The sequence below is a fragment of the Levilactobacillus tujiorum genome (assembly GCF_012641185.1).
Lineage (GTDB): Bacteria > Bacillota > Bacilli > Lactobacillales > Lactobacillaceae > Levilactobacillus > Levilactobacillus tujiorum.
On record NZ_JAAXLK010000005.1, the window covers coordinates 87,099 to 112,836 of the forward strand.

Here is a 25,738-nt window from a genome sequence, read left to right on the forward strand (position 1 = left end):
CTGAGGATTTTTACCTGCTGTGGGGATGCTTCAGATTGGCGGAGTACCAGTCTTCTCGCTTGATTTTAAGCCACGAACAAGCCGTGTCTCCCAAATTGTCCACGGGACTTTAAGAAACCTCATTAAATCCTTCTCAGGTTTGCTATAATGGGTGGGAATGGTTTACGGAACTGTGGAGGAAGACATGGAAAAGAAAGACTTTAATTTAAAAATTCCGGCAAGCATCGGTGAGCAGCTGAAGCTAGATGATGGCACGCCGGTAAAACTAGTGGTTAAGCGCGATCGCTTGGTCGTAGAGTTTGCGGAATCTCGCCGGCGGATTTTTCAGAATCGAATCATGTGGTGGCCGGTGATTGCGGCGTTTATTGTGAGCATTGCCTATTACCTGTTTTATCGCTGGCAGGACGTGCGTTACCTGAAATTATCCGGCGATGAGTCACTGGCGACGGGGCTGATCGTGACGGGAGTGGTCATGGGCACGTTGCTCTTTGCCATCTTTTTTATTCGTGATCGGAATAATCCACAAAATCACTTTACCAAGAATATCTATTGGCGAAACTTTCCCGTGATCGTGCTGTCGTTTGCGTTGATCCTGGCGCTGGTCTTGGTCGGGAGCATGTGGCTACTAGGGGTGTTATTCAACGGTGCGGGCTTTGATCGAATCACGGCCAGTATGATCATTTTTGTATTTGGTGTCTTCGTCAATCTTGCAATGATTTACTTTGCGCAGGCCGTTGATGCTGGCGTGTTGTCGACGGTCCTAACGCTGGTGATTATCAGTGGCGTGGTGATCTCAATGGCCGTCAATAATGAACGTTACTGGTGGCAACACAACCTGAGCTTTTTGGGAACGCGAAACGCGTCCAGCGGGTGGCAGTTCAACGCCACGCTGATCTTTTCGGCGTTACTGATGATTGCACTGATTGACTACTTGTTCGTGAGTCTTCAAGAATACTATCCAGGATCTCGACGGCTCATCTTATTACGGGTGTTGCTGACGTTGACCGCGATTAACCTGGGATTGGTGGGCGTCTTTCCCAATAATATTTCGTCACATTACCTACATGATCAGGTGGCGAGTTTTCTCATTTATTGTGTGTTGGCATTAATCATTGGCGTGCGTTGGTTGTTGCCCCAAATTACGAAAGAATTTTTGTATCTATCATACGGTGTGGGGGCAGCCTTAGCCGTGGCCGAAGTGCTCTTTCGCGGAATCGGCTACCTGTCATTGACGGCCTTTGAAATGTTGGCCTTTGTGATGGCGTTTGGCTGGCTACTGATGCTTTTGGATCGGATTGAATCCCTGATTAACGTGGGGACTGAAAGTATGATCTCATCAGATGAATAGCGTGTCCTAAAAGATGTCTGGGCTTGTCCGGACATTTTTTTTAATGCGTCACGATGGTCATTTTTTGTGGCATCCGCCGGACCTTAGCGGCAGCGTGATCCGCATTGATTTGCCGGACGATTTCAGCTAGTGAGGCGGTCTTGGTCTGATCCTTGCGAAATGAGTGGACAATCATACTGTCGTATAGGACGTGCTGCTGATCGGTTAGACGGAACCAGTTGGGAGCGAGATTCTTGGCGCTGTCCTGGATATGTTGATCCGGCCAGACCAGGTACTTGGTTTGGCCCTTATGCGGATAGCTTTCGACTTGCCAGCCTAGGCTAAAGTCAGAGACTTCTTGCCACCGTTGAAGTTGAGAATGCTTGATCGCAAAGTAGATGATGGCGCTGTAAGCCAACTTACGATTGTGTTGCAGTGCGTTCACGGTAAGCTTAGGACTCACGTTGTGCCGCTTGACTTTGGTTGAGGAAGGACGAGCAGGCTGTGGCTGGGCGGAGTTGGTCGTTCCGTGAAGAAGGGTAAAGCCGCCGCCCAATAAAAGAATCACTAGTCCCAACCAGATGATGATCTTCTTCATAAAGCGTCATTCCCTTGTCAAATAGAATAGAAAAAGACGGTTAAACACAACGTGGGTTTAACCGCCTTAATGGTAAGTGCTGATATTGTTAGAATTGTAATTGCGGAATATCGCTGGTTTAGTACCAGTGATGACTTTGCCAGAACCGCTTGGCCTTGGTCCATGACCCGTAACGACCGTTAACGTAACGGTTAGCAGTCTTTTCTTGGTTTGCAGGGGAGTAGTCACCGTGCAAGTAAGACTTCAGAAGTTGGTAACGACCGTAACATCTACCGTTACGAGCAGTGTAGTTATAACCGGATTCGTGCTTAGCGATCCACTTCTTAGCTGCTTTTTGTTTCTTAGAAAGACCGGCGTTAATCTTAGCGATCTTCTTAGCCTGACTAGCAGACACGCGAGAAGAAGCCTGGGCAGTAGTTGTCTGTTCAGGAACAAGGCTTGACGTCACATCGGTCACCATGCCGAAGGAAAAGCCAAATAAAAGTAAAAGTGAAGCAAATTTAATTGTAAGTTTTGATTTCGACATTTTTTAAATCTATCCAATCTGTTTTCTTAATACTTAACAGCATACCCGAGAATTGTTGCAGTTTAGTTACTGTGTAGTTAAAAGGCCGTCACATTTGATTGCAGAATGTTGCAATCATGATTATCCAGCGCTTTCATACGTATAACTGACCACATGATCCCGGTTTTGGATAGGGATTACGAAGAAATTAGCATTGATAGTTGATTAGTACAACTGAAAATTATCCGTGGTTGGTTAGACTAAAATAAGCAATCACAACGACCCCGAGGACGATGCGATACCAACCGAAAAATTTGAAGTCATTGTGGCGAATGTAGTTCAGGAGAAACTTAATCGCGAGGTAGGCGACGATAAAGGATACGAGAACACCCGTGAGCAGAACCAGCGTTTGACTGAAGGTAAAGCCGTTGCCATGTAAGAAATATTTGGCAATCTTAAGCAGCGAAGCGCCGAACATCGTCGGAATGGCCAAGAAAAAGGAAAATTCTGTGGCAACAAAGCGGGAGGTGCCAATCAGGATTGCCCCTAAGATGGTCGCGCCAGAGCGGGAGGTTCCGGGGACGAGTGACAAGATTTGAAAGAGCCCAATCAGGATAGCGACGCGGTAGGACAGTTGATTAAGATTGGTGAACTGGGCCGTCGTGCGCCGATTGTACGTTTCGATCACGATGAATAAGAGACCATAAATGATGAGGGTACTGGCAATGACCTGCCAGCTGGTGAGGTGGGCGTCCATCCAGTCATTGAGCGGTAGCCCCACGATGACTGAAGGAAGTACAGCTAGAATAACTTTAGCCCAGAGAGTCCACGTTTGCTGGCGTTCTAAGCGATCCTTGCGTGGGGCCCAGGGATTGAGCTTGTTAAAGTAGAGAACTACAACGGCCAAGATGGCGCCCAGCTGAATGACGACCATAAACATATTGATGAAAGCGGTCGACTCGTTGAGTTTAATAAATTCATCGGCTAAGTATAGGTGCCCGGTAGAACTGATGGGGAGAAACTCTGTAATCCCCTCGATGATGCCCAAGATGGCTGCTTTTAAAATATCTAACACGTCAAGACTCCCCCGTATGTCATAATTTACATGGTGCGGTAAAATCAATCATACGGGAGTCCTGTAAAGTCGGTATATGATTTGCGTAAAAAATGCGTAAAGAAGGTGAGCGGACATCCACGGCCGGCGTGAAAAAGGACCTGAGATAAAAATCTCAGGCCCTTTCGACGTATCAGACGGACGTAGCGGAATTACTGTCCCACTCGATATGAAGGTTGATTAGTTATTTTCCGAAGCGACGCCGGTTAAGGTCATGACTTTACGGTAGATAAAGACCGATCCTAGGAAGAAGCAAGCGGCGAGGCTCGCAGCAATCGGGAGCGTATGGAACATGTTCGCCGGTAAGACCAAGGCAAGGAGCGGAAAGGCATACGCCGCCGGGAGTTTAATGTGGAGAAGTTGAAGCAGGATAAAGACTAGCGGTAATGTAATTGCCGTTGCGAGTAGCCAAGAAGCCACGACCAGGTGAACGAGGACGCCGATAGTAGCGGCACCACTCAACGCAATGATGTGTTGCAGCGCCGTTTTACCGCTGTAGCTAGGCTGCTGGGAGGCTTCGAAGAAGACGACCAGGACTGGTGGAATCCCCGCCATTTGCGGGAAGCCCGCTAGCCAAACCGCACCGATCCAGATCGCAGCGGCCAATACGAAGCCCAGCATGTGTTGGTAGTGGAGCGGTTTGCCAGCCGGCTGACCCTTGTAATGACCCTGCAAGAGGACACCGATCATGAGGGTTAACGTAAAGGCGAAGATGGCGAGAATAAAGGACCAGTGCGTGGCGTTAATAATGATAGGTAAAAGGCCAGTGGCAAATGAAGGCGCCAGTGTTGACCGGAGAATGTTTAAAAGTAGGAGAATCAGGAGTAAGGTGATGCCGACTTTTTCGGGATAGCTTATAGGCAGCTGATTGACCCCGAAGCCAATCACCGCAGTTCCTGAAGGCGCGAGAAAGATTTTGATGGGTTGACTAACCCAAGTGGGATTATGGTAAATCCACATTCCCGCGGTCAGGGCGCCGATTTCAGGAAGAATAATTTCATAATCGTGGCGCCAAGTAGCGATGCCGACCATCGTTAAGATGAGGGCGAACCCAATCAGATAGTCGCGGACATCACGTTTTGTAAGGGACATTAGAGGTAACCTCCTTGTAGAATTTTGTAGTGAGTCGAATGTGACACAGCAAAAAAGATTGTAACACGTTTCATTAAAATATTCAGGTATGAAAAATCAGTGTAAACGTCACCATTGCAATGATAAGGACAGATTACGTTTTGGTGTCATTATTCAGACGTCGCCAAGGGGAATTTTGAGTTGAAGCGACGGGGTAGTACGGTATACTGAAAAGGAAGATACGATTATTAACCACCATCAGGAGGCAACATGATAGCATTAAAATCAACGCGAGAAATTCAAGGGATGCAAGCGGCTGGAGATATTTTGGCTGGCCTCTTTCATGCCTTGGAAGATTATCTCAAACCAGGGATCACGACCTGGGATATCGATCACTTTTCTTATCAATATATTGTCGACCACGACGCGACGCCCGGTGAATTGAATTTCGAAGGCTATAAATACTCGACTTGTATTAGTGTTAATGATGTCATCTGCCACGGCTGTCCTAGTAAGGACGTCTTGATCAAGACGGGTGACTTGATCAAAGTGGACACCGTCATTGATTATCATGGGTACTTGAGCGATGCCTGTCACGCCTTCGTGGTGGGCCAGGCGTCTGCGGAAGTTCAGAAATTAATGGATGTGACGTTGAAGTCACTGTACCTGGGAATTGACCAGGCCGTAGTGGGCAACCGGATTGGGGATATTGGTTTCGCCATTCAAAATTACGCGGAGACGCAGATGGGCTATGGCGTTGTTCGTGATTACATCGGCCATGGCATTGGGCCAACCATGCATGAAGACCCCGATGTTCCCCATTACGGAACGGCAGGCCACGGAACGCGGCTGAAAGCGGGGATGACGATCACCATCGAACCGATGATTAACGTCGGCAGCTGGGAATGTAGTGCACCGGCTGAGGATGGTTGGACGATATCGACCGTTGATGGCAGTCTGAGCTGTCAGTATGAGCATACGATTGTGGTAACGACGGACGGGCCAAAGATTTTGACCTCCTTCGATCATGACTTAGATGCGAAATATTTATTGAAGTAACCGCAAAAGCAGATGCGAAGTCGCATCTGCTTTTTTAGATCGAAATCGCAAGCTATTAAAGATTTGCGCGGGTTTTATGGGCGAGTCGGTTGAGGTGATAGCGCTGATCTTGACAAGCGCCCACTTTTCCCGTACGCTAAGACAACATTTAACGAAAGGGGTGACAACCCATGAGTCTCTCAGTATTAATGGCGTGTGTCCCCGCAAACGGACAAGGACGTTTTTCCTCAAAGTAAATTCTAAGGAGAAAAATGATGAAAAACGTCCGTCAATCAGTGCCATCCATTGGCCTGATGATTGTACTCGTTGGCTTTCCACAGATCAGCGAGTCTATTTTTACCCCGGTGTTGCCACAACTACGCCGGGCCTTTGCCGTGAGTGCCAGTCAGGCACAACTGACAATGAGCACTTACTTTGTTGCCTTCGCCGTGGGGGTTCTCTTGTGGGGACAGCTCGCCGATAAATGGGGGCGGCGACCAGCGATGTTGGTCGGTATCGCCGTTTATCTATTAGGTAACATTGGGTTATATTTCACCACCCACTTTGCCGCGCTACTGGGCTGGCGTCTCGTTCAGGCGTTAGGTGCCAGTGCGGGCTCAGTCGTTACGCAGACCATGATGCGTGAAAGTTTTACCGGCGTGACTGGCGCGAAGGTCTTTGCCAAAGTCAGCGCTGCCATGGCCTTAGCGCCGGCTTTAGGGCCACTAATTGGTGGTGTCATGCAGACTTATTTTGGCTACCGAAGTGTCTTTGCAACGTTGGTGACGATGGCCGTCGTCATTGGTTTAGCCGCACTGAGTCGCTTGCCGGAGACCCAGCAAGTAGCAGAACACCCTCAGCAGATTCGCCAAGGACGGGTCGTCCGGCGGTTGTTGACCGATCCGGTGGTCTGGGGGTATGGCTGGTTAATTGGTGGGATCAATGGGATTTTATTTAGCTATTATGCCGAAGCGCCATTTATTTTTATCACGCATTTTGGCTACTCAGCCGTCCAATATGGCTGGCTAGGAATGGTGTTAGCGGCCGCCAGTCTCTTAGGGGCGTTGCTGGTTAATCGGTTACTAAACGTTTGGTCGCCAGAACAAGTGGCGCTGGGCGGCTTAGTCTTCGGCACGCTGGCTGGTGGTGGCTTGCTAATTGCCGCTTACTGGCAACAAGCCACGCTGATGGTGATCGGCATTTTCCTGACATTTCTAGGACTGAACATCACATTGCCCAACGCCTTGAATCGGGCGTTAGTGGGGTATGAAGCCGTGATGGGCAGCGCTAGTGGTTGGTTCAGCCTGGGCTACTACCTGATTGTAAGTGGGCTGACCTTCGGGATGAGCTTGCTCCACAATTCGGCGATTCAAACGCTCCCCTGGTACATGCTGGCGTTGAGCGCAGGGATGCTGCTAGTTTTTGTTAGTCTGATCAGGCGCCGTTCCCGCTCACTGGCGGTAGAAGAAGACGCTTAAATGAAGAGGCACGGCAACTTCACGCTGAATAGCGGAGGTTACCGTGCCTTTATGAAGTCAGGTAAAATGGACGCGTAAAGGTCAAAACGTTTAAGCGATCGGCATTTGTATCGTAGGCGTAATTACGGTATGATTTGAAAAAAGATGAGACTGATACGAGTGATGAGTCAAGCAAGGTGAAAGTTACAGATGAGGTGGCCGCGGAGATAGCGGAAGCCTGGTGGTAGGTGGGGAATCAAGAAAGGAAGAACAGTTTGAAAGTCGTTAGACGCATACTGGCGGTGGCCGTCCTGGTTGCGGTGGCGGGCGTGCTGACTGGTTGGGGGCCATTCGCGCCGGTAAACGGTCGGTTAGTTGCGATTAAACGTGCCGTGACACGAGTCGTTGAACCCGCGCAATCGCGGGCTGCCGCACAACCCAAGGCTCAGCACGAGAAGTCCCAGCAAGTGACTAAGCTGCAGACGAAATCCAAGGTGCATAAACACAAGCAGTCAAAAAAGAAAAAGCCGCATACGCCAGTTGCACCGATCGTAGCCGGATTGAAGTTGAACAGAACGTATCATTACCATTTCAAGGCTACAGTGCCGCCAGAGGGACGGCAGGCGTTTACCCAAGCGATTGCAGTTTATAATCATACGGGCATGGTTCACCTAGTAGCGGGGCGCGCGAAGCACCACCAAAATAAACTGACGCTGGGCGTCTATCGGAAAAGTGTCGCCAGTGACCAGCCGAACGTTGAGCTAGGACGCGGTGGCCCGGGAATTACGCAGACGTTTAATTTACAAGGGGTACACACGAGAAATACGGCGACGGCTAGCCTAAATGTGGCCTACGAACGGGGATACGGCGAATCGGTGGCAATCCATGAGTTGGGGCATGCGCTAGGTTTAGACCATAGCGGGAATCGCCATTCAGTGATGTATCCGTTAGACCAGGGGCACCTCGAACTGTCGCAGGCAGATCTGCGTGGATTGAAGCGGATTTACCAGCATCATCGGTAATGAGAAAATACTAGTCGTGGAAAATAAATATAAAGAGACAAAAAGAAAGCACCGTAAAACTTGGTTTGTTTTACAGTGCTTTCTTTTTTGATCGTCAGTGCTTAGCTGCACAGATGATTGCTTATTCTTGCACGTGGGCCTTAACGAGTTCGAAGATTTCAAAGATATGTTCATCGGCAAGCGTATATTTGATGAACTTGCCGTCGCGATTGCCAATGACCAGGCCGGCCTGTCGAAGTGTCTTGAGTTGATGTGAGATGGCGGATTGGGAGACGTCCATCACCGCGGTAATTTCACTGACGGTTCGGCTATTTTGGTAGAGCAACGACAGAATCTGATATCGCGTGGCGTCGCCGAAGGTTTTAAACAGGGCGACGCTTTTTTGAATTTCCGTAGTTGTTGGGAGCTGATTATTTTGCTTTTCCATATTCATCACCATGGCTTTCATTTTACCATAAAAGGACGGGGCAAGTTTGTCCACTTTAGCAGTTGACACCGGCAGTGGATATGGTATGATGAAGCCATACATATGAGCGAGTATTCATATAAAAATTAGGAGGCGAGGATGATGCGGGAGTATTTAAAGTTAGCCGAGACAAAACGTAATCTAGCCATGATTCTAGGGAGCATGTTACTGCTGGCAATCGCTACTTTTTCACCGTTTGTGAAAGCGGTTACAATTGGGCTATACCTATTGGCTTACCTTCTAGTTGGAGGGCCGATCTTAGTCGAAGCTGTCCGGGATCTCTTTACTGGCAAGCTGTTCGGCGAGGCTTTCTTGATGACGGTAGCTACGGTGGGCGCATTAGCGATTCAGCAATATCCTGAGGCGGTGGCCGTCATGCTGTTTTATCGAATTGGCGAATTCTTTCAAGATTCGGCCGTCAGCAAGTCTAAACGCTCGATTACAGATCTCCTGAAGATTCGGCCGGACTATGCCAACTTAGTGGTGAATGGGCATACGCAACAAATCACGCCGGACCAAGTTCAGGTAGGTGATACGCTGATTGTGCGGCCCGGGGAAAAGGTGCCGGCCGATGGCGTGATCACGAGCGGTGAGACCTATCTGGATACGAAGGCGCTAACGGGTGAAACCAAGCCAGCGTTGGTGACCCTGGGGGATCAAGCCCTGAGTGGTACCATCGTTAGCAATGGCGTGATTGAAATCCGCGTTGAAAAGGCCTACGCCGATTCTACGGTGGCGAAGATCTTGGAACTCGTCCAAGATGCGACCTCCCAGAAGACCAAGACGGAGAACTTTATTACGAAATTTGCCCGGGTCTACACGCCAGTCGTTGTTGGGATGGCGGCGTTGTTAGCAATTGTTCCGCCCCTGTTCTTCGGGTTATCGTTCAATGACTGGTTGTACCGGGCCTTAATCTTCTTGGTTATTTCTTGTCCTTGTGCTTTGGTGATTTCCGTTCCGTTGAGCTACTTTGGTGGTATCGGAGCGGCTTCACGGTCCGGTGTCTTGATCAAAGGCAGTAACTATTTGGAAGCCTTAAATCAGGTCAAGGTGATCGCTTTTGATAAAACGGGAACGTTAACCCGAGGTGAGTTCGCCGTAGTTAATGTTTTGCCAGTCAGCCTGAGTAAGGCGGCGTTGGTTAAATTGGCGGCCACTGCGGAAGTGGCCTCGCCGCATCCGATTGCCAAATCCATCGTGGCGTTGGCTGGACTTAGTACTGATGATCAGCAAGCCGCAGAAGAACTGGTGGGCTTGGGAGTTAAGGCGCTGCATGCGGAACAACCGTTGTACGTCGGTAATGCCAAACTCATGCGTCAGGTGGGCGTTGCGGTTGAGTTGCCGGCTAGCACGACCGGCACCATGGTTTACGTGGCGTTAGCCGATCACTATCAAGGGGCGATTGAAGTCGCGGATGCTATCAAGGACACCACCGTCGAGGCATTGGCTGCGCTCAAGCAAGCGGGCATTCACCAGACAGTGATGTTGACCGGCGATAATCGGCAAGTGGGTCAGGCCGTGGGGCAACAGATCAAGATTGATGCCGTCAAAGCCGAACTCTTACCACAAGATAAAGTCGCCGAAATGCGGCAATTAAAGGCGCACTTGGCTCCGAAAGAAAAGTTGGCCTTTGTTGGGGATGGCCTCAACGATACGCCAGTGCTGGCCAGCGCCGATGTGGGCATTGCTATGGGGGCCTTGGGCTCCGACGCGGCCATCGAATCGGCCGATATCGTGTTGATGAATGATGATCCACTGGCTATTCCGCGTACCATTGAGATTGCCAAGCGGACGAAGCAGATTGTGTGGGAAAATATCATCTTTGCCCTGGGGATTAAAATCCTCTTCCTAACCCTCGCAGCCTTTGGCGTAACGACTATGTGGTGGGCGGTGTTCTCCGATGTTGGAGTGACGCTGATTGCCGTCTTAAATACGCTGCGGCTCCTCTTAATTGGCCGACAAGACCGGCCACAAAAGGTCCAGAAGACCTTAGCCAAGGTCAGTGGCTAGTTTTACTGACTATCTGAATTTAACTTACTCTCCCATAAGACTGTGTGTTGCGGTCTTATGGGATTTTTTGGTGCGGCGAAATGGTAGAACGGGTGAAGGAAGTTGCGGTGGTGTTGTTGCCCCGCAACTGCTAAAACAAAGAGTAGTCAAGTTCGTGTATCGTATATTTTTCTTGGCTTATTTTGGTGATTCTGGTATAGTGTTCCGTATAGAAGCTAATATTATTTGATATTATATTTTTAATATTCGTATTTAGGAGGAACCCATCGTGGATAAGTTTTTTAAACTTAAAGAGTCAGGAACCACCGTTGGTACCGAAATTGGTGCTGGGATCACGACTTTTTTTGCCATGTCTTATATTCTTTTTGTTAATCCACAGATTTTAGGTCAATCGGGAATGCCACAACAGGCTGTTTTCTTGGCAACGATCATCGCCTCGATTGCCGGGACATTGGTCATGGGATTGTTTGCAAATGTACCGTATGCCTTGGCTCCGGGAATGGGGCTGAATGCCTTCTTCACGTATACCGTTGTGATGGGACTAGGGTTTACCTGGCAACAAGCCTTAGCCCTGGTGTTCTTCTGTGGCATCATTAACATCATTATCACCGCCACTAAGATTCGGAAGATGCTGATTTCGGCTATTCCGATCAACTTACAGTTAGCCATCAGTGGGGGGATCGGTGCGTTCATTGCTTACGTGGGCTTGAAGAATGGTAATTTCTTACAGTTCACGAGTAACGCCAGCAGTTTATTGACGGTCAATGGCAAGGCCTTTGACCCAGCGCAGGAAACATTTAAACACGGGATTGGTTCCGTGGTGACTAACGGGAGCATTACGCCAGCGCTGGCAGTCTTCAATTCACCATCACTGATTCTCGCCGTGATTGGGCTGGTGGTAACGGTGATCTTTAAGGTACGCAAGGTGCCCGGGGCGTTACTGATCGGAATCTTGACGACTACCGTTATTGGAATCCCAATGGGCGTGACCAACCTGCACTTGGTGAGTGATTATTCCATTGGCGCGTCCTTCCATCAATTGGGCACGACTTTCTTGGCGGCCTTCTCTGCTGAGGGGATGGGCTCACTGTTCGCTGAACACAACCGGGTTATTCTGGTGCTGATGACGATCTTGTCATTCAGCTTGTCGGACACGTTTGACTCGCTGGGAACCTTCATTGGAACCGGCCGTCAGACGGGTATCTTCTCGGGTAAACGCGAACTGGAATTGGAAGCTCAGCCAGGGTTTAAATCTAAACTAGACAAGGCCCTCTTTGCCGATTCAATTGCAACTGGGGTGGGTTCGATCTTTGGGACATCTAACCTGACAACTTACGTCGAAAGTTCAGCCGGGATTGGTGCTGGTGGTCGGACGGGGTTGACCAGTGTCGTGGTCGCGGGGATGTTTCTCTTGAGCTCGCTGGCTTCACCACTGCTGTCGATTATTCCTGCGGCAGCAATTGCGCCATCATTGATTCTGGTGGGGATCATGATGATGAGTGCTTTCAGTCAGATTCCGTGGCATGATTTTGGGGAGGCAATCCCCGCCTTCATGACGTCATTTATCATGGCGTTTGCCTATAACATTACTTATGGGATTGCGGCTGGCTTCATCTTCTACTGCCTGGTCAAGGCGGTAGAGGGCAAGGCCAAGGAGGTCCACGGCTTGATCTGGATCGTGTCGGCGCTGTTCGTGATTAATTTTGCTGTGATGGCATTTGTCTAAATAGTCTAAATAAGCATTAGGTTGGCAGTGAGGCCCTCCTAATGCTTTTCTTACATAAGGGAGCGATGATAATGGATGAAGTAGAAGAAGAAAATGTTAAGGCAACCGTCAGTCTTAATTTGGCAGACCAGTTTTTTTCGGCAACGGGATCGGAAGCATTTGTTGAGCGTACCATGAAGGAGGCCTTAGCAACGTTAAAAGCTGTTGCTCAGAATGGGGCAACACTGAATGAAAAGCCAGGAGACACGTCATTAGAATCGAGCGTGGGGGATCTGCCTGATGAACCAGAAATGACAGAAGTTGAAGGCCTTGATAAGTACATTCAGGTGGGGATCTTCAGCTACAATAGTGAAGAAGAAAGATATGAGATTAGTAAGCTTGTCCCCGGAGAGACGAAGGCGCAGCGGATGACTAACATTGGACTCCTGCTATGTTATGTGAATGGCGGGGCGGTAACCAGTGATGACATTAAAGAGCAAGCGTTAAGACAGGGCACTTTTGACAAAAAACAGATGACGCAACGATTTGCTAAGGATACGCGCCAATTTGTCAAAGCCAAGGGTGCAGTGGACGATGATTGGTCCGTGTCTTTGACAGTCCAAGGTAAAAGGAATGTCCAAGTGTTGTTAGATCAAATGTTAACTGCGGCCATTTAAAAATAACGGTCATAAAGATCTTTGTAAGACGTGAGAGCAGGGCCCCTTCTCCAAGGGTGCTATCCTGTGGACAACCTGAATCGGGAGGAATTGTCGATGCACAAACAATACGAGACGTTAGCCTATTCCATGCCGCTGAAGCTCAAGCGACAAACGGGCAACCTGTGGGACAAGACGGTTAATCTGATGGCGGATGTAGACTTGGAAACGGGAGAAGTGAAGTTGTTGGTGCCCCCAGCAGACTTGAAGAAGCTACGCAAAGATGCAGAGAAGACCAATCATTAGGCTAGCAAAACGCTAAAATCGTATTCTTTAGCTTGGTTCGTCCTGCCCATGGAGAAGTTGGCGAATAGCCGAGCGATGGCGATTAGTCGCACGATCTGCGGTTAACGAAGTCGTAAATTGTACGGGAAAATTGCCGCAATGGATAAGTATGAAATGGGGGTCTGGGATTGAAGTCTCAGTCTCTCTTTTTGCGCATCCACTGAACCTAGACGAAATGTACATTCCAATTTTTGGTAGCGGATAATGGCGGAGTGGATTGTTTTATTATATTTAGTAAACACAAGCAAATAAAAGCTGTATTTTACTAAATAAAGCCTATACTTTACAAAATGAAAGCGTTATAATCTGCTTGTAAGCGCTTTACTAATTAGATAAGTTCGTTGTTTTTACATGCTCCCGGTGGTAGCTGATGGCCGGGACTAAAAATTACGTTTAAAAGAAAGCCCTTACAAATCCATACATACTTAGGAGTGAGAACTAATGTCGAAAGAAGATCAGACGGATAAGAATGCTGTCAAGGCTGGCGTCGGGGTCGTGACCAACGCCAAGGTTAAAGACGAAGAACAACCTAAACTTCCTTGGATGGTTTCGTCCGCTATGTTTCTAGCGCCATTATGCTGGTACGGGCCGATTGGCTCTACTCGAAGTGTTTTAATTCCGCAATTATTCGCACAACTGGACCCCGTACATAAAGTTTGGGCCGTTGGGATTCTGGCTACGGTGGCTTCCATTACCGGAGCCGTCGCCAACTTACTATTTGGGGCATTTTCCGATGTGACCCGGACGCGGTTTGGGAAGCGGAAGCCTTACATTGTTTTAGGAACGATTGCTATTGCGCTTTCGTTGATTGTCATTGCCAATGTCAAATCAGTCATGGCAATTATCTTTATCTGGATTGTCGCGGCCGCGGCTGAAAATGCCATTGCGGCGGCGATATACCCGCAAATATCGGACCGCGTGGCGCCGAAATGGCGGGGCACCGTCTCCACGTTCTACGGAGTTGGATTTACCATTGCCCAGCAAGGGTTTGCGCTGTTAGCGGCTCAATTCTTGGGGAACGTTAAGATGGGGATTTACTTCATGGCGGCTAGCACCGTTGTGTTGGCGATCATCCACTTGCTGCTGATCCAAGAAAAAGGCAACTTGGATGAACCTAAGGTAGCCTTGAACAAGGAAACCCTGAAGAAGTACTTCTTCTTCCCAACCCACGATGCACGGGACTTCTACCTGGCTTTGACGGGTAAGTTCTTCATGGTGGTGGGGTCAACCATCGTTACTACGTTCTTACTCTTCTTATTTACGGATTACATTGGTCAAGGAACGAGTGAAGCTGGGAAATCAATTTCGATTTTCTCAACAATTATGTTAGTGATTGGGGTCATCTTTGCCTTAGTCGGTGGGCCATTGGCCGATAAGTTAAACCGGGTTAAGGCACCAGTGGTGATTGCGACGTTTGCTTTAGGCTTTGCCGCATTATTCCCATTATTTGTCCAGAAGCCTTGGGCAATGTTCGTTTACGCCGTGATTGCCGCCTTTGGGAATGGGCTGTACAACTCTGTTGATGGCGCCTTGAACATGGATGTTTTGCCATCATCTGATACGGCCGGGAAAGACTTAGGTTTAATCAACCTGGCCAACACGTTAGGCCAGATGCTAGGGGCCATGGTGGCCTCCGCGATCGTTGCGGCCTTTGGTTACGGCGCAATCTTCATCTTTGCCATTGCGATGGAACTGATTGGTGGGATTGCGATTGCCATGATCAAACGGGTTCGGTAGAGCTTGATCGAACGGTGATTAATGAAAGTAGACTCTATGTCAGTCGTGGCGTAGAGCCTTTTTCAGAAGATGAGTAAAAAGGAGGACTTCCCTTGAAACGACAGTTATTCAACGAACAGATTAAAGCCAATCCGCTGCGAAGTAAGGCGGACGTGAAAGCAGCGCTGTTGGATATTTTGACACCAGCCATGGCGGTGCTGAGCCAACAAAAGCGGCGGGGCCGTTTTCGGATGAGCGACAGTGGCGCGGTTTATTTACAAGATAAGACTGAGATTGAAGGCTTCATGCGGCTACTGTGGGGTCTGGGACCGTTCTTCAGTAATGAAGAGAACGTTAAGGCCTACCCAGAGTGGTTTGAAATGACGACGCAGGGAATTTTAGCCGGGGTCGATCCAGAGTCTGTCAGCTATTGGGGCGGAGACCTGGGCGATTACGATCAGCTCTTTGTGGAGATGGGGGCGTTGACGGCCTTCCTCTATGAGACCAAGCCAAACTTCTGGGACAGCTTGTCGACGCGCCAGCAGAAGCAAGTGATTGACTGGATGGACCAGGTGAATGGCAAGGTCGTCCCGAAGACTAATTGGCTGTTCTTCCGCGCGATGGTCAACAAGTTTATCACCGACACCGGGTATGCGGATCACTCACAATTGGTGGCCGATGACTATGCCATTACCAACACCCATTACTTAGACCACGGCTGGTCCTATGATGGTTATCAGAATCAAATTGATAACTACATTCCCTTTGCCTACCAGTTCTTTACGTTATTAACTGTTGGATTGACCGATTGGCAGGGGGATGAAGCCACGCTACTGAGACAGCGCGCTAAGGCCTTTGTTCCTAGCTATGCCAATTGGTTTGCAGCGGATGGCGCTGCGTTGCCGTATGGGCGGAGCCTGGATTATCGGTTTGCTCAGGCGGCGTTCTGGGCGGTAGCGGCCTACGCGCACGTTGACTTACCAACGCCCTACACGCTCGGCGATGTGAAGCATCTGCTGTTAAATAATCTGCGGTGGTGGTTCCAACAAAATATTTTCACCACCGATGGCTTGATTCCCATCGGCTATGCTTACCCGAATATGGTCTTTGCGGAAGGGTACAACGGGCCGGCGTCAGCGTACTGGGCCCTCAAGACGTTCATTTTCTACGCGCTTCCCGACGATGATCCATTCTGGACGACCAAGGAAAGCGAAGACTTTAAGTTTGCAGCGGTGAAGAAGCAACCAGAGCCACGGATGTTAGTGGTTCACAGTCGTACGGGACAAGAGGTACAAGCCTTTACGGCCGGCCAGCACTCCCATGAGCACGCGGCTGGTGCGGCCAAGTATGAGAAATACGTCTACTCCTCTTCCTTTGGGTTCAGTACACCTAAGGGCTCGGTTTTACTCAAACAAGGGGCGTTTGACAATACGTTAGCCGTCTCCGAGTCGGATAATTTCTGGCGCACGGCGTTCAAGTATACCGATTATCAGATTCACGATGAGTACGTCTACTCCGACTGGCAACCTTGGGCCGATGTCGAGATTAAAAACTACGTGATTCCAGCCATGCCTTGGCACGTACGGATTCACCAAATTGAGACAAAACGCGAGCTGCACGTGGCTGAAGGAAGCTTTGCGGGGCCAGATAGTGGTGATCCCCGTGAACATGCGGTTGCGGTTAAGGCGAAGAACGCGGTCTTTTATCAGACCCGCGTGGGGATTACCGGACTGGTTGGTCTATCCGATGATTTGAAAGTCGAGCTGTCCGTGCCAGAGCCGAACACCAATATTTACTTCCCCAAGACGAAGATTCCTTTACAGACTGGTGTTTTGAAGCCGGGTAAACATACGCTGGTTTCCCTGTATCTGGGGGATCGGGAACTGGAAAGTTTGGATGACAACGGGCAGATTGCCATTCCTACCGTAGCGTTGGTGGGCAACCGCGTTGAAATTACTATGAACGGCCAGACCACTAAGGTTACCTTGACTGAGTTTTAGAAAAGTTTGGAGGACACAGACATTATGGAGCAGGAATTATTATATCCGGTAACGAATAAATGCCGGTTTGATCGGGCCCTGGATGGGTTATGGGAATTTAAATTCGATCGGGCGAGTCAGGGGGTGGCCCGGCATTGGCAAGAAAAGCTCCCGGAACCAATTGACATGCCCGTCCCGGCTAGCTTCAATGATTTCTTTACCGATAAGGATTCACGTGAATTTACGGGTGACTTTTGGTATGCCAAGCAGGTTTTCATCCCTAGCTCGCTGCGCGGACAACGGATTGGTCTGCGGTTCGGTGCCGCAACGCATCGGGCAACGGTCTACGTGAATGGACAAGAGATCCGGCAGCATGAAGGTGGTTTCTTGCCGTTTCTAGTGGACCTGACGTCGGTGGTAAAGTTTGACGAATTGAACTACGTTGCCGTGAAAATGAACAATGAGCTTCATCGCGATGCGTTGCCGGCTGGCGACACCGCGGTGCTAAAGAATGGAAAGAAAATGGCGAAACCATTCTTTGACTTTTACAATTACTCGGGGCTCAACCGCAGCGTACATTTGATTGCGACGCCGCAAAATCACGTGGTGGATTACACCGCCACCTCTACGCTAAAGGATGATGTGGCTACGGTGCACTATACCGTGACCACCAGTCAGGCTGCGGCTAGCGTTAGCGTGACGCTCAGTGATGAGCAGGGGCAAGTGGTAGCCACTGGCAATGGACGAGCCGGCGACCTAGTCGTTCAGCAGCCATTGCTGTGGAATGTCCGCGATGCTCACCTGTACACGCTGACCATTAAGCTGACGGCAAATGATCAACTCATTGATGAGTACAGCGATCAGATTGGGATTCGGACGATTATCATTGCTGGTCATCAGATTCTAGTCAATAATCAGCCCGTTTACCTCAAGGGATTCGGCCGCCACGAGGATAGTATTTACGCTGGCCGGGCGTTCGACCTGAACGTTGAGAAGCGTGACTTTGAATTAATGAAATGGATGGGTGCTAATTCATTTAGAACGTCCCACTACCCATACGATGAAGAAGTTTACCGTTTCGCTGATCGCGAGGGCTTCTTGATCATTGACGAAGTGCCAGCTGTGGGCTTCAAGATGGCGGCGGCCAGCTTCTTAGGTGGGCTGGATCAGTCCTTCTTTGACGGTGATTGGACGACGGAATTGTATAAGAAACATCTGGATCAGATCACGGATATGATTCATCGCGATAAGAACCATCCGAGTGTGTTGGCGTGGAGTCTCTTGAATGAACCGGATACGTCTAGCCAATCGGCAGTGCCGTACTTTGAAAAGTTGTTCGCGGATACTAAGGCGTTGGACCCAGAGCGGCGGCCACGAACCTTCACGCTGAACGAGGACGATACGTTTGATACGTCGTACTGCAAGCAATTCCCAGACTTTTATCTGTTGAATCGGTATCCCGGCTGGTATCACAAGTGGGGCTATGAAATTTCCGATGGTGAGGCCGGCTTGCGTGAGGAACTCGACAAGTGGGCGGCTTCAGACATTGACAAGCCAGTTGTCTTCTCCGAATATGGTGCTGACACCGAGCCGGGGCTGCATAAATTGCCTTCAGTGATGTGGAGTGAAGAGTATCAGATTGAACTGCTCCAAATGTTTAACCGGGTCTTTGACGACTACGACTTCATCCGAGGTGAGCAACCGTGGAACTTGGCCGATTTTCAAACGGTCGAAGGCAACATGCGGGTTAACGGCAATAAGAAGGGCCTCTTTACGCGAGACCGGCAACCCAAGAGCGCGGCGTTCTACCTGCGTAAGCGCTGGTTAGGGATTGATCATAACTTTAAGAACTAGGGTCGGTTCCAACGATCCCCAGTTACGAAGCGCCAGGTTTAAGGCGTTCCGGTTACGCAGGGATGGCTGTCGCTTGATTCCTAGCTGAACAATAAAGACCCGCAGTGAAACCAATGAGGAAACCTTGGCTTTACTGCGGGTCTTGTAGTTAACACTTGAGATCTTAAAAGAACAGATTATATTCAAATTGATAGGTTGCCTATTACCGTCACCTGCGGCTGCCAACGATTCCGGCTGCTGTGGGGACCGCCTGCGGCCTAAGAAGCGGTCCTCCGGCTCGGTTGGAAGCCTGACCAAGACCGTCAGTCTCCCAACACGTCCCACGCTGTAAACCGAGTGAGAAACCTCGGGCAACAGCGTCGACACAGCTGCCTCCATCATTGGCTTCCTCCGGTTAAGTGGGTGATTTGCCAAGTAGCGTAGGTTAAGGTGAACAGATCACCATTATTAGCCGTGAGTGAGTCAACTTTGGGCTCAGCCGTGGGATTTACCAAGTGTTTACTTGGTAAATGGCGTCTTTGAGACGTGTTTTTCGGCTCAAAGCGAGGTCAGAGACCGTTCTGTGGCTCTGGCCGTCCTCCCCACAGCGATCCAGCCCAAAGTTGGCGAACGGTAAGGCGATGGACGCCCCAGTCTAGCTGGTTTGGCAGCCGCAGGTGGCAGTAATTATCAAAATTGGCAAAGAATTGATTATTGCCAGCGTTACAGGCTACTGTCGCGCTTGATGATGCGGGTGCTGATGACGACGGATTCGGGGATCTTGTTGGGATTCTTGATCTGCTCTTGTAAGAGATCGAAGGCCCGTTCACCCATGATTTCCGTGTAGACGTGAACCGTCGTGAGCGCAGGGTAAGCGTATTTGGCAATCGCCACGTCGTTAAAACTGATGATGTTGACGCGATCGGGAACTTGAATCTCGTGTTGTTTCAGTGCCTTGAGGGCTCCAATGGCCATGGAATCACTCCCGATGATGAAGGCGTGGGGCAGATTGTCCTGCAGCGTCGTGATGGCGTGCTCCATCAAAAGGTAGCCGGAGTCGGGGCCATAACTACCAGTGAAGAGGTAATCCGGGTTGAAGAGATTTTCCTGCGCCATGCGGTTGCGGTAGGTGGTAGCCCGGGGATCGTAGACGGCGTTGTGTTCCGTCAGGGTTTCTTCCTGACCGGCGATGAGGCCAATGTCTGTGATACCCTCAGCCAGATAGTGATTAATAATCCAGTTGATCGGCGTTAGAAAATCACTCTGGACACTGTCGAAGCCGTAGAGTAGATAATTTTCTCCTATGAACACCAAGGGCTTATGGTAGTCGGCCAGCCGGTGAATCTCGGATTCGTCGTATTTACCCACGGCAATGATCCCCGAATAATCAGCGAGGGCGATGTGGTCGATGTGATTAAAGGAAATAGTATCGACGGAGACACCGCCGCTCAGGGCGCGGGTCTCGATGCCGTACTGAATTTGATAATAGTATAGATCATTCAATTCTTCTTGATCGGAGTGCCATTGGACCACAGCGATTTTTGTCCCAGATTGTTTAGCCTTCTTGGGTTTCTTCTTGTACTGAAGCTTTTCGGCGACTTCCAGGACTTTACGCCGGGTGTCTTCGCTGACAGCTAGCGTGGCGTCGTAGTTTAAAATGCGGGAGACGGTGGAAGCCGATACCCCAGCATTTTTAGCCACGTCTTTAATGGTTGTCATGGATAGCCCTCCTTTGGTTAGAATGGTGGAATAAGTCAATTGATACCAGTGTCTATATTATAGCCGTAAAAATTGAAGAAACGTTTATTAATAGTGAAACTTCTTATTTTCTTCATGGTTTGTAGATGGGAGTGTGCCAGCGATTATGAATACAACACAAGTTAACATTGACGGGGATCTATTGGAAACAACCGCACAAGATGCCAACACGTTTAAAGGGTTTGGTTATCTAAGTTGTAATAATTCCTCGCGTTTATTATTAGATTATAAAGCAGAACAGCCAGCTAGTTATCAGCAAATCCTCCAGATTTTATTTGGTGGGCGCCACCCGCTGATGACGATGGTTAAGGTTGAATTGGGAGACGATGCGAATACGTCATCCGGCACAGAGCCGACCACAAAACGGTCTGCGGATGAGCCCGCCAACGTTTTGCGGGGGGCTGGCTACCAGTTGATCGCCGACGTGAAGAAAATCAATCCGCAGGTGAAAACCAGTTTATTGCGGTGGGGTGAGCCAGGGTACTTGCGGCCCCTTTGGCAGGCTGTGAAGGGGGCCGATCCAGACCATGATGTAAGCGAGGCGGCCTTCGAGCCCATGTATCAACTGTATAAGCAGACCATTGTGGCGGCGTACCAGCAATTTGGGTATTTGTTCGATTACGTTGATCCGGATCGCAATGAGACGAAACACCCGATGTACCGGTGGATTAAATGGTTTGCGGACCGCTTGCGGCATGATACGGACTTCCCGGCGGATTTTCCTGTGACGCGCTACCAACAGATAAAGTTGGTGGCCGCTGATCAAAATTATGAAACGGATTTTGGCGATGGCCTCCTCAAAGATCCAGAACTGCTCAAGCAGGTTGCAGCGGCGGGCTATCATTACAATACCGATGATGGTCCCCACAATCAATACAAACGCTTAGCGGATGAGCAGCACCACGAGGTCTGGTACAGCGAGGGCATTGCTCCCATGACGTTTGGCAAATACCGCGTGCGGGCAAGCTCCGGGGATGGTATCGGCGGAAAGCAAAGTGGTTTGGATGTCGCCAACCGATTGATTAAGAGCTACGTGAACTCTCGGCGGACCTTTTATATTTTTCAGCCAGCGGTCTCCGCTTACTATCCCGGGGTGAACTACAGCCACAAGGAATTGATTACAGCTAGCCACCCCTGGTCTGGGTACTTCGAAGTGGATAATGTCGGGTTACAGATCATGAAGCACTTTACTGATTTTGCCCAGGCAGGTTGGCACGAGACGCAGCCTTGGCGGTATTTGCCGAGCGCCTGTGGGAGTCAGGTTGGTGGAACTGAGAATTTGACGAGTCACACCGCCGCGCCGAGCTTCTTGACGTTGATGGCTCCGGATAGGCAGAACTTCTCCACGATCTTCGTGAATGACAGCGCGGAACCCCGGCTGTATAAGCTAAGCCTCAGCCATTTACCAGCGATGGGCAAGCCGATCACCGTTTGGGAAAGCCGGGGACCAGAATCAGGGCAATCCTACGATAGTGGGCTAAAACAACCGCGGGAGACGTTAGTGGCGCAGGCGGGTCACCTCCAGGTTATGGTGCGGGCCCATTCGATTGTGACGGCGACGACGCTGGATCTCGTTAATGATCCCGAGGTGGTTTACCACCGGCAAGTTGCGCCCGTAACGAATGATCTGTTGGACGTTGCGGACAGTCAGGATATCTATTACCAAGATGACTTCGGCTATGCGGCTCAATATCAGGCTAAGCGTGGTGGCACGCCGCGCTATACGACGGATCAGGGGGGCGCATTTGAAGTCACGGTTCGCCAAGGACAAGGCGTCTTGCGCCAACAAATTACGGAAGCCGAGCGCGCGTTGGATTGGGAATACTCGTTTGCCCCGAATCTGACCCTGGGGGATGACCGTTGGCACAATTACACGGTAGCGGTGACCGTGACCTTCGATCAGCAAACGCAGCAAAATTCGCCGACTGGCAATTACTTCGGTATCGGTTTGTATCAGGTTACGGACGTTAAGGGCCGCCTGGAGAGTGCGCCCTACGTCTTTAAACTAGCAACGGATGGGAGTTGTCAGCTGATTCGGGAAGATCGGGTGGTTGGCTTAGCCTACGTGGATAACCTGGATCTCGCGCAACCCCAGCATCTAAACTTTGGCGTGCAGGACAATCGCCTGACTGCGACCGTCAATGGGCAGACGGTGTTGACGTACGTTGATACGGCCAATCCGCACTATAGCGGTCGGGTTAAATTAGGGACGGGATATTATCACACGGAGATTTCACAGATCGTGGTTAGAAAAAATCATGCGGTGGATAGCGTGCAGTATCAGCGGGTCGATGACCTTGACGAGCGCCTGACGTATCGTGGTCCTTGGCAACACGTCTGTGGTCTGGGCAATACGATTTGGAATCGCACCCTGTCGACGGGACCAGCTGGTGACGATACGCAAGTGGCTTTTGATTTCACGGGAACTGGGTTTGCCCTGTATGGCCAGCAGCCAACGACCAGTCGACTAACCGTCAAAGTGGATGGACAGGTGTTAGTGGCCAACTACGCCCCGCAACCGGCAGCGGATAAAGCTGAAAACGCGATCTTCACGGGACTATCAGCGGTTAAACATCACGTCACCATTGGCGTTACAGCTGGAAGCTATACACTAGATGCCGTGGGCTTTTATCGGTAAAAAACGTTGTGGATGGTGCCGCTTTGAATGAAGTGCTACACTCAAAACAACTAAGGACTGAAAGGGTGACGATCAATGCCACAGGCAGATGTATTGTTGGTGATTGACGCTCAGAATGGCTTGAACCGAGCCGCGGGGTATAGCGCGTTAATCGACCGAATCAACGAACGACTCGATCTGTATCATGATGAGGAACGACCCGTTATTTTCATGCAGCACACGGATGAGGAGTTGCCGTATGGGAGCGATGCTTGGCGGCTGGATACGCGGCTACATCGACAGATGACAGACACTGTGATCTTGAAGTACCATACGGACGTCTTTTATGAAACGGGCTTGGTCGATCGCTTACAGCACATGACCATTGGCAGCATTGAAATTTGTGGCTTGCAGACGGAGTATTGTGTGGATACCGCCATTCGCGTTGGGCATGACCAGGGATTTGATATGATGACAATTTCTGGGATGAGCACGACGTTTGATACCCCTGAGCTGCCCGCTGCGGTCATTCGTCGCCACCACGAGGGGATTTGGGACGGTAGTTTTGCGACGGTTTATCAACCGTTCGAATAAATGTCTTTTAAAACTAGCTAGTGTATAATTTAATTATGCACTAGCTAGTTTTTTGGCCTCAGTGAGCGGCAGTGATAACTGAAAGGAAGCTCAGAAATGACAACGATTTATGACTTTAAGGAAACGGAAATGAATGGGCAACACATTGATTTTAATGATTATCGCGGCAAGGTGCTCCTGATCGTAAATACGGCAAGCAAGTGTGGTCTGGCCCCCCAGCTCGAAGGCCTTGAGGCGTTGTATCAAAAATACCATGGGCAGGGATTAGAAATTTTGGGACTACCCTCCAATCAATTTCACCAAGAGCTGGATTCGGATGAGGCGACCAGTGATTTTTGCCAACTACACTATGGCGTGACCTTTCCGATGACCAAACGTATCTGGGTCAACGGTGCGCAGGAAGACCCGTTATACAGCTATTTGAAGGCTACGGCGGGCCATGGCCGCATCAAGTGGAATTTCACTAAGTTCTTGCTTGGTCGAGATGGCCAACTGATTGACCGCTATGCACCAGTGGCGAAGCCGGCAGCCTTGGAGACGCCCATTGTTCAGGCGTTAGCGGCAGCCGTTGATTAGCTTGACTACGTAAAAACGTTGATGACCGTGCAAAATGGTCGTCAACGTTTTTTATTTTAAGCCTGCCGCCTTGCCGTTCGTCAACTTTGAGCTGGAACGCTGTGGGGAGAACGGCTCGAGCCAAAAGATCACGTCTCAAAGGCGCCATTTCCCAAGAGAATCACTTGGAAAATCCCACGGCTTCAAATTTGACTCGCTCACGACTACGTTGAAGTTTGGCAACGACTATTGGTTAATTGATGATCCGTCAGTTGTTTGAGCCATTTTTGATTCAACGACTGTCTTAACCGAAGGAGGGCAGAGGTGGAGCCAGCTGTGTCGACGGTGTTAGCCGATTCTCGGCTTACAGCGTGGGACGTGTTGGGAGACCGGTGAACTGCCGGGCTTCCAACCGAGCCGGAGGACCGCTTCTCAGGCCGCAGGTGGTCCCCACAGCAGGCGGAATCTCTGCCAGCCGCAGGTGACTGGTTTAAGCTATTTTGTAGTCACTTCTTACAACTGGGAATTCTAGGAGCTCGCATCAAACCTCCTGTACCAAGCCGTCGAAGAAGCGTTTGAGGGACGTTTTTCCGCGGGTACTGCGTTCGCCTTCCAAGTAGAGCATTTCACTACGCACATTTTTATATTCGTAAAGGGTGTTGGCGTACTCCACCACAATTTCATCGCCCATATCGTCTAAGCACAAGTGCGCCAGGTTAGTGAGCCCCGTCTTGATAGCCCGGCGTACGCGTTGAAAGACGATCTTTTTCTCGCGGTCGTCAATGTGGTAGGCGGCATTGAAGTCGATTTCGCGGAAGCTGAGCTGATGGTCGATCATGATCTGGGTAATGGCTAGGATGTCGGCGGAACCAGCTTCAGAAGTGATACCCAGAAAACGGAGGATTGATAGGATTTTTTCTTTTTGTTCTTGGTGGGGATCGACCGTTGGTGTTGGCGTAATGCCGCCGCCAATGAGAGATTGAATATCGTTTAGCTTGGTGGCCATTTGGACACTTTGAGCGACTTTTTCCACGACAGTTTTGACTTCAATCAGGTTAATCGGCTTATCAATGAAAAATTCAATCCCAGCCTGGTAGGCTTCGGCACGTAGATCGGCGTCCTTGACTTGGGAGATCATGATGAACCGTAATTCGGGGTGGAGAGCTTTCATTTTCCCGACGAGTTCAGTCCCGGACATGCCGGGCATGAGGAGATCCACCAGGACAATGTCAACGTCGAGGCGCATCATATCTGCCATGGCCTGCGGTGCGGCTGCGGCGGTTCCCACAACGCTGTTAGCAGAATCTTGTTCCAGAATTCGCCGGAGCATCATAGGAATTGCGGGGTCGTCATCAACAATGTAGAAATTCAT

21 protein-coding genes are annotated in these 25,738 nt (G+C 49.9%); 14 read left to right on the top strand and 7 right to left on the bottom strand.

Annotation, left to right across the window (positions count from 1 at the left end; translation table 11 throughout):
- The first annotated feature begins 184 nt into the window (after positions 1-184).
- On the top strand, positions 185-1,348 hold the full coding sequence (locus HF569_RS03750) for a DUF998 domain-containing protein (protein WP_168901377.1): 1,164 nt from the start codon (positions 185-187) through the stop codon (positions 1,346-1,348).
- 40 nt (positions 1,349-1,388) lie between these two features.
- Here HF569_RS03750 and HF569_RS03755 read toward each other — a convergent pair whose 3' ends face one another.
- The 4 genes from HF569_RS03755 to HF569_RS03770 form a co-directional block, all read right to left on the bottom strand.
- Positions 1,389-1,925, bottom strand: coding sequence for a hypothetical protein (locus HF569_RS03755; RefSeq protein WP_168901378.1), 537 nt, complete (start codon positions 1,923-1,925; stop codon positions 1,389-1,391).
- A gap of 118 nt (positions 1,926-2,043) precedes the next feature.
- The gene (locus HF569_RS03760; RefSeq protein ID WP_168901379.1) at positions 2,044-2,451 is read right to left on the bottom strand and encodes an aggregation-promoting factor C-terminal-like domain-containing protein; all 408 of its coding nucleotides are present in this window, start codon (positions 2,449-2,451) and stop codon (positions 2,044-2,046) included.
- A 220-nt stretch (positions 2,452-2,671) separates the two neighbouring features.
- Positions 2,672-3,505, bottom strand: coding sequence for an undecaprenyl-diphosphate phosphatase (locus tag HF569_RS03765; RefSeq protein ID WP_168901380.1), 834 nt, complete (start codon positions 3,503-3,505; stop codon positions 2,672-2,674).
- Between the two features lie 219 nt (positions 3,506-3,724).
- Positions 3,725-4,636 carry a hypothetical protein gene (locus HF569_RS03770; protein ID WP_168901381.1) on the bottom strand — a complete coding sequence of 304 codons (912 nt, stop codon included), beginning with the start codon at positions 4,634-4,636 and terminating at the stop codon, positions 3,725-3,727.
- Positions 4,637-4,885: 249 nt separating this feature from the next.
- Here HF569_RS03770 and map point away from each other — a divergent pair, with 249 nt between their 5' ends.
- The 3 genes from map (at position 4,886) to HF569_RS03785 (ending at position 8,132) form a co-directional block, all read left to right on the top strand.
- Positions 4,886-5,674: a type I methionyl aminopeptidase gene (map, locus tag HF569_RS03775; protein WP_168901382.1), complete on the top strand. Its 789-nt coding sequence runs from the start codon at positions 4,886-4,888 to the stop codon at positions 5,672-5,674.
- A 254-nt stretch (positions 5,675-5,928) separates the two neighbouring features.
- Entirely contained in the window at positions 5,929-7,131 is a 1,203-nt protein-coding gene (locus HF569_RS03780) for a multidrug effflux MFS transporter (protein ID WP_168901383.1), read from the top strand.
- Positions 7,132-7,385: 254 nt separating this feature from the next.
- Positions 7,386-8,132, top strand: a complete 747-nt coding sequence (locus HF569_RS03785) for a matrixin family metalloprotease (protein WP_168901384.1) — start codon at positions 7,386-7,388, stop codon at positions 8,130-8,132.
- Between the two features lie 121 nt (positions 8,133-8,253).
- Here the strand turns inward: HF569_RS03785 and HF569_RS03790 are convergent, their stop codons facing one another.
- The gene (locus HF569_RS03790; protein WP_168901414.1) at positions 8,254-8,559 is read right to left on the bottom strand and encodes an ArsR/SmtB family transcription factor; all 306 of its coding nucleotides are present in this window, start codon (positions 8,557-8,559) and stop codon (positions 8,254-8,256) included.
- A 141-nt stretch (positions 8,560-8,700) separates the two neighbouring features.
- On the opposite strand from HF569_RS03790, the gene HF569_RS03795 reads away from it, so the two are divergent.
- The 7 genes from HF569_RS03795 to uidA all read left to right on the top strand — a co-directional run bounded on the left by HF569_RS03795 (position 8,701) and on the right by uidA (position 18,863).
- A complete protein-coding gene (locus tag HF569_RS03795) occupies positions 8,701-10,608 on the top strand; it encodes a heavy metal translocating P-type ATPase (protein WP_168901385.1) in 1,908 nt (635 codons plus the stop codon).
- A 268-nt stretch (positions 10,609-10,876) separates the two neighbouring features.
- Positions 10,877-12,334, top strand: coding sequence for an NCS2 family permease (locus HF569_RS03800; RefSeq protein WP_168901386.1), 1,458 nt, complete (start codon positions 10,877-10,879; stop codon positions 12,332-12,334).
- Between the two features lie 71 nt (positions 12,335-12,405).
- Positions 12,406-12,990 (top strand): hypothetical protein, encoded by a 585-nt coding sequence (locus tag HF569_RS03805; protein WP_168901387.1) that lies wholly within the window; start codon positions 12,406-12,408, stop codon positions 12,988-12,990.
- Between the two features lie 96 nt (positions 12,991-13,086).
- Positions 13,087-13,275, top strand: a complete 189-nt coding sequence (locus HF569_RS03810; protein WP_168901388.1) for a hypothetical protein — start codon at positions 13,087-13,089, stop codon at positions 13,273-13,275.
- Positions 13,276-13,755: 480 nt separating this feature from the next.
- Entirely contained in the window at positions 13,756-15,051 is a 1,296-nt protein-coding gene (locus HF569_RS03815) for an MFS transporter (protein ID WP_168901389.1), read from the top strand.
- A gap of 92 nt (positions 15,052-15,143) precedes the next feature.
- Positions 15,144-17,030 (top strand): DUF2264 domain-containing protein, encoded by a 1,887-nt coding sequence (locus HF569_RS03820; RefSeq protein WP_168901390.1) that lies wholly within the window; start codon positions 15,144-15,146, stop codon positions 17,028-17,030.
- Between the two features lie 24 nt (positions 17,031-17,054).
- Positions 17,055-18,863 carry a beta-glucuronidase gene (gene uidA / locus HF569_RS03825; RefSeq protein WP_168901391.1) on the top strand — a complete coding sequence of 603 codons (1,809 nt, stop codon included), beginning with the start codon at positions 17,055-17,057 and terminating at the stop codon, positions 18,861-18,863.
- A 702-nt stretch (positions 18,864-19,565) separates the two neighbouring features.
- Here the strand turns inward: uidA and HF569_RS03830 are convergent.
- The gene (locus tag HF569_RS03830; RefSeq protein WP_168901392.1) at positions 19,566-20,561 is read right to left on the bottom strand and encodes a LacI family DNA-binding transcriptional regulator; all 996 of its coding nucleotides are present in this window, start codon (positions 20,559-20,561) and stop codon (positions 19,566-19,568) included.
- 145 nt (positions 20,562-20,706) lie between these two features.
- On the opposite strand from HF569_RS03830, the gene HF569_RS03835 reads away from it, so the two are divergent.
- The 3 genes from HF569_RS03835 to HF569_RS03845 all read left to right on the top strand — a co-directional run bounded on the left by HF569_RS03835 (position 20,707) and on the right by HF569_RS03845 (position 24,387).
- Positions 20,707-23,238: a glycoside hydrolase family 30 protein gene (locus HF569_RS03835; protein WP_168901393.1), complete on the top strand. Its 2,532-nt coding sequence runs from the start codon at positions 20,707-20,709 to the stop codon at positions 23,236-23,238.
- Positions 23,239-23,313: 75 nt separating this feature from the next.
- The gene (locus HF569_RS03840) at positions 23,314-23,811 is read left to right on the top strand and encodes an isochorismatase family protein (RefSeq protein ID WP_168901394.1); all 498 of its coding nucleotides are present in this window, start codon (positions 23,314-23,316) and stop codon (positions 23,809-23,811) included.
- Positions 23,812-23,907: 96 nt separating this feature from the next.
- Positions 23,908-24,387 (top strand): glutathione peroxidase, encoded by a 480-nt coding sequence (locus tag HF569_RS03845; protein WP_168901395.1) that lies wholly within the window; start codon positions 23,908-23,910, stop codon positions 24,385-24,387.
- Between the two features lie 520 nt (positions 24,388-24,907).
- On the opposite strand, the gene HF569_RS03850 is transcribed toward HF569_RS03845, so the two are convergent.
- Positions 24,908-25,738: a DNA-binding domain-containing protein gene (locus tag HF569_RS03850; RefSeq protein WP_168901396.1), complete on the bottom strand. Its 831-nt coding sequence runs from the start codon at positions 25,736-25,738 to the stop codon at positions 24,908-24,910.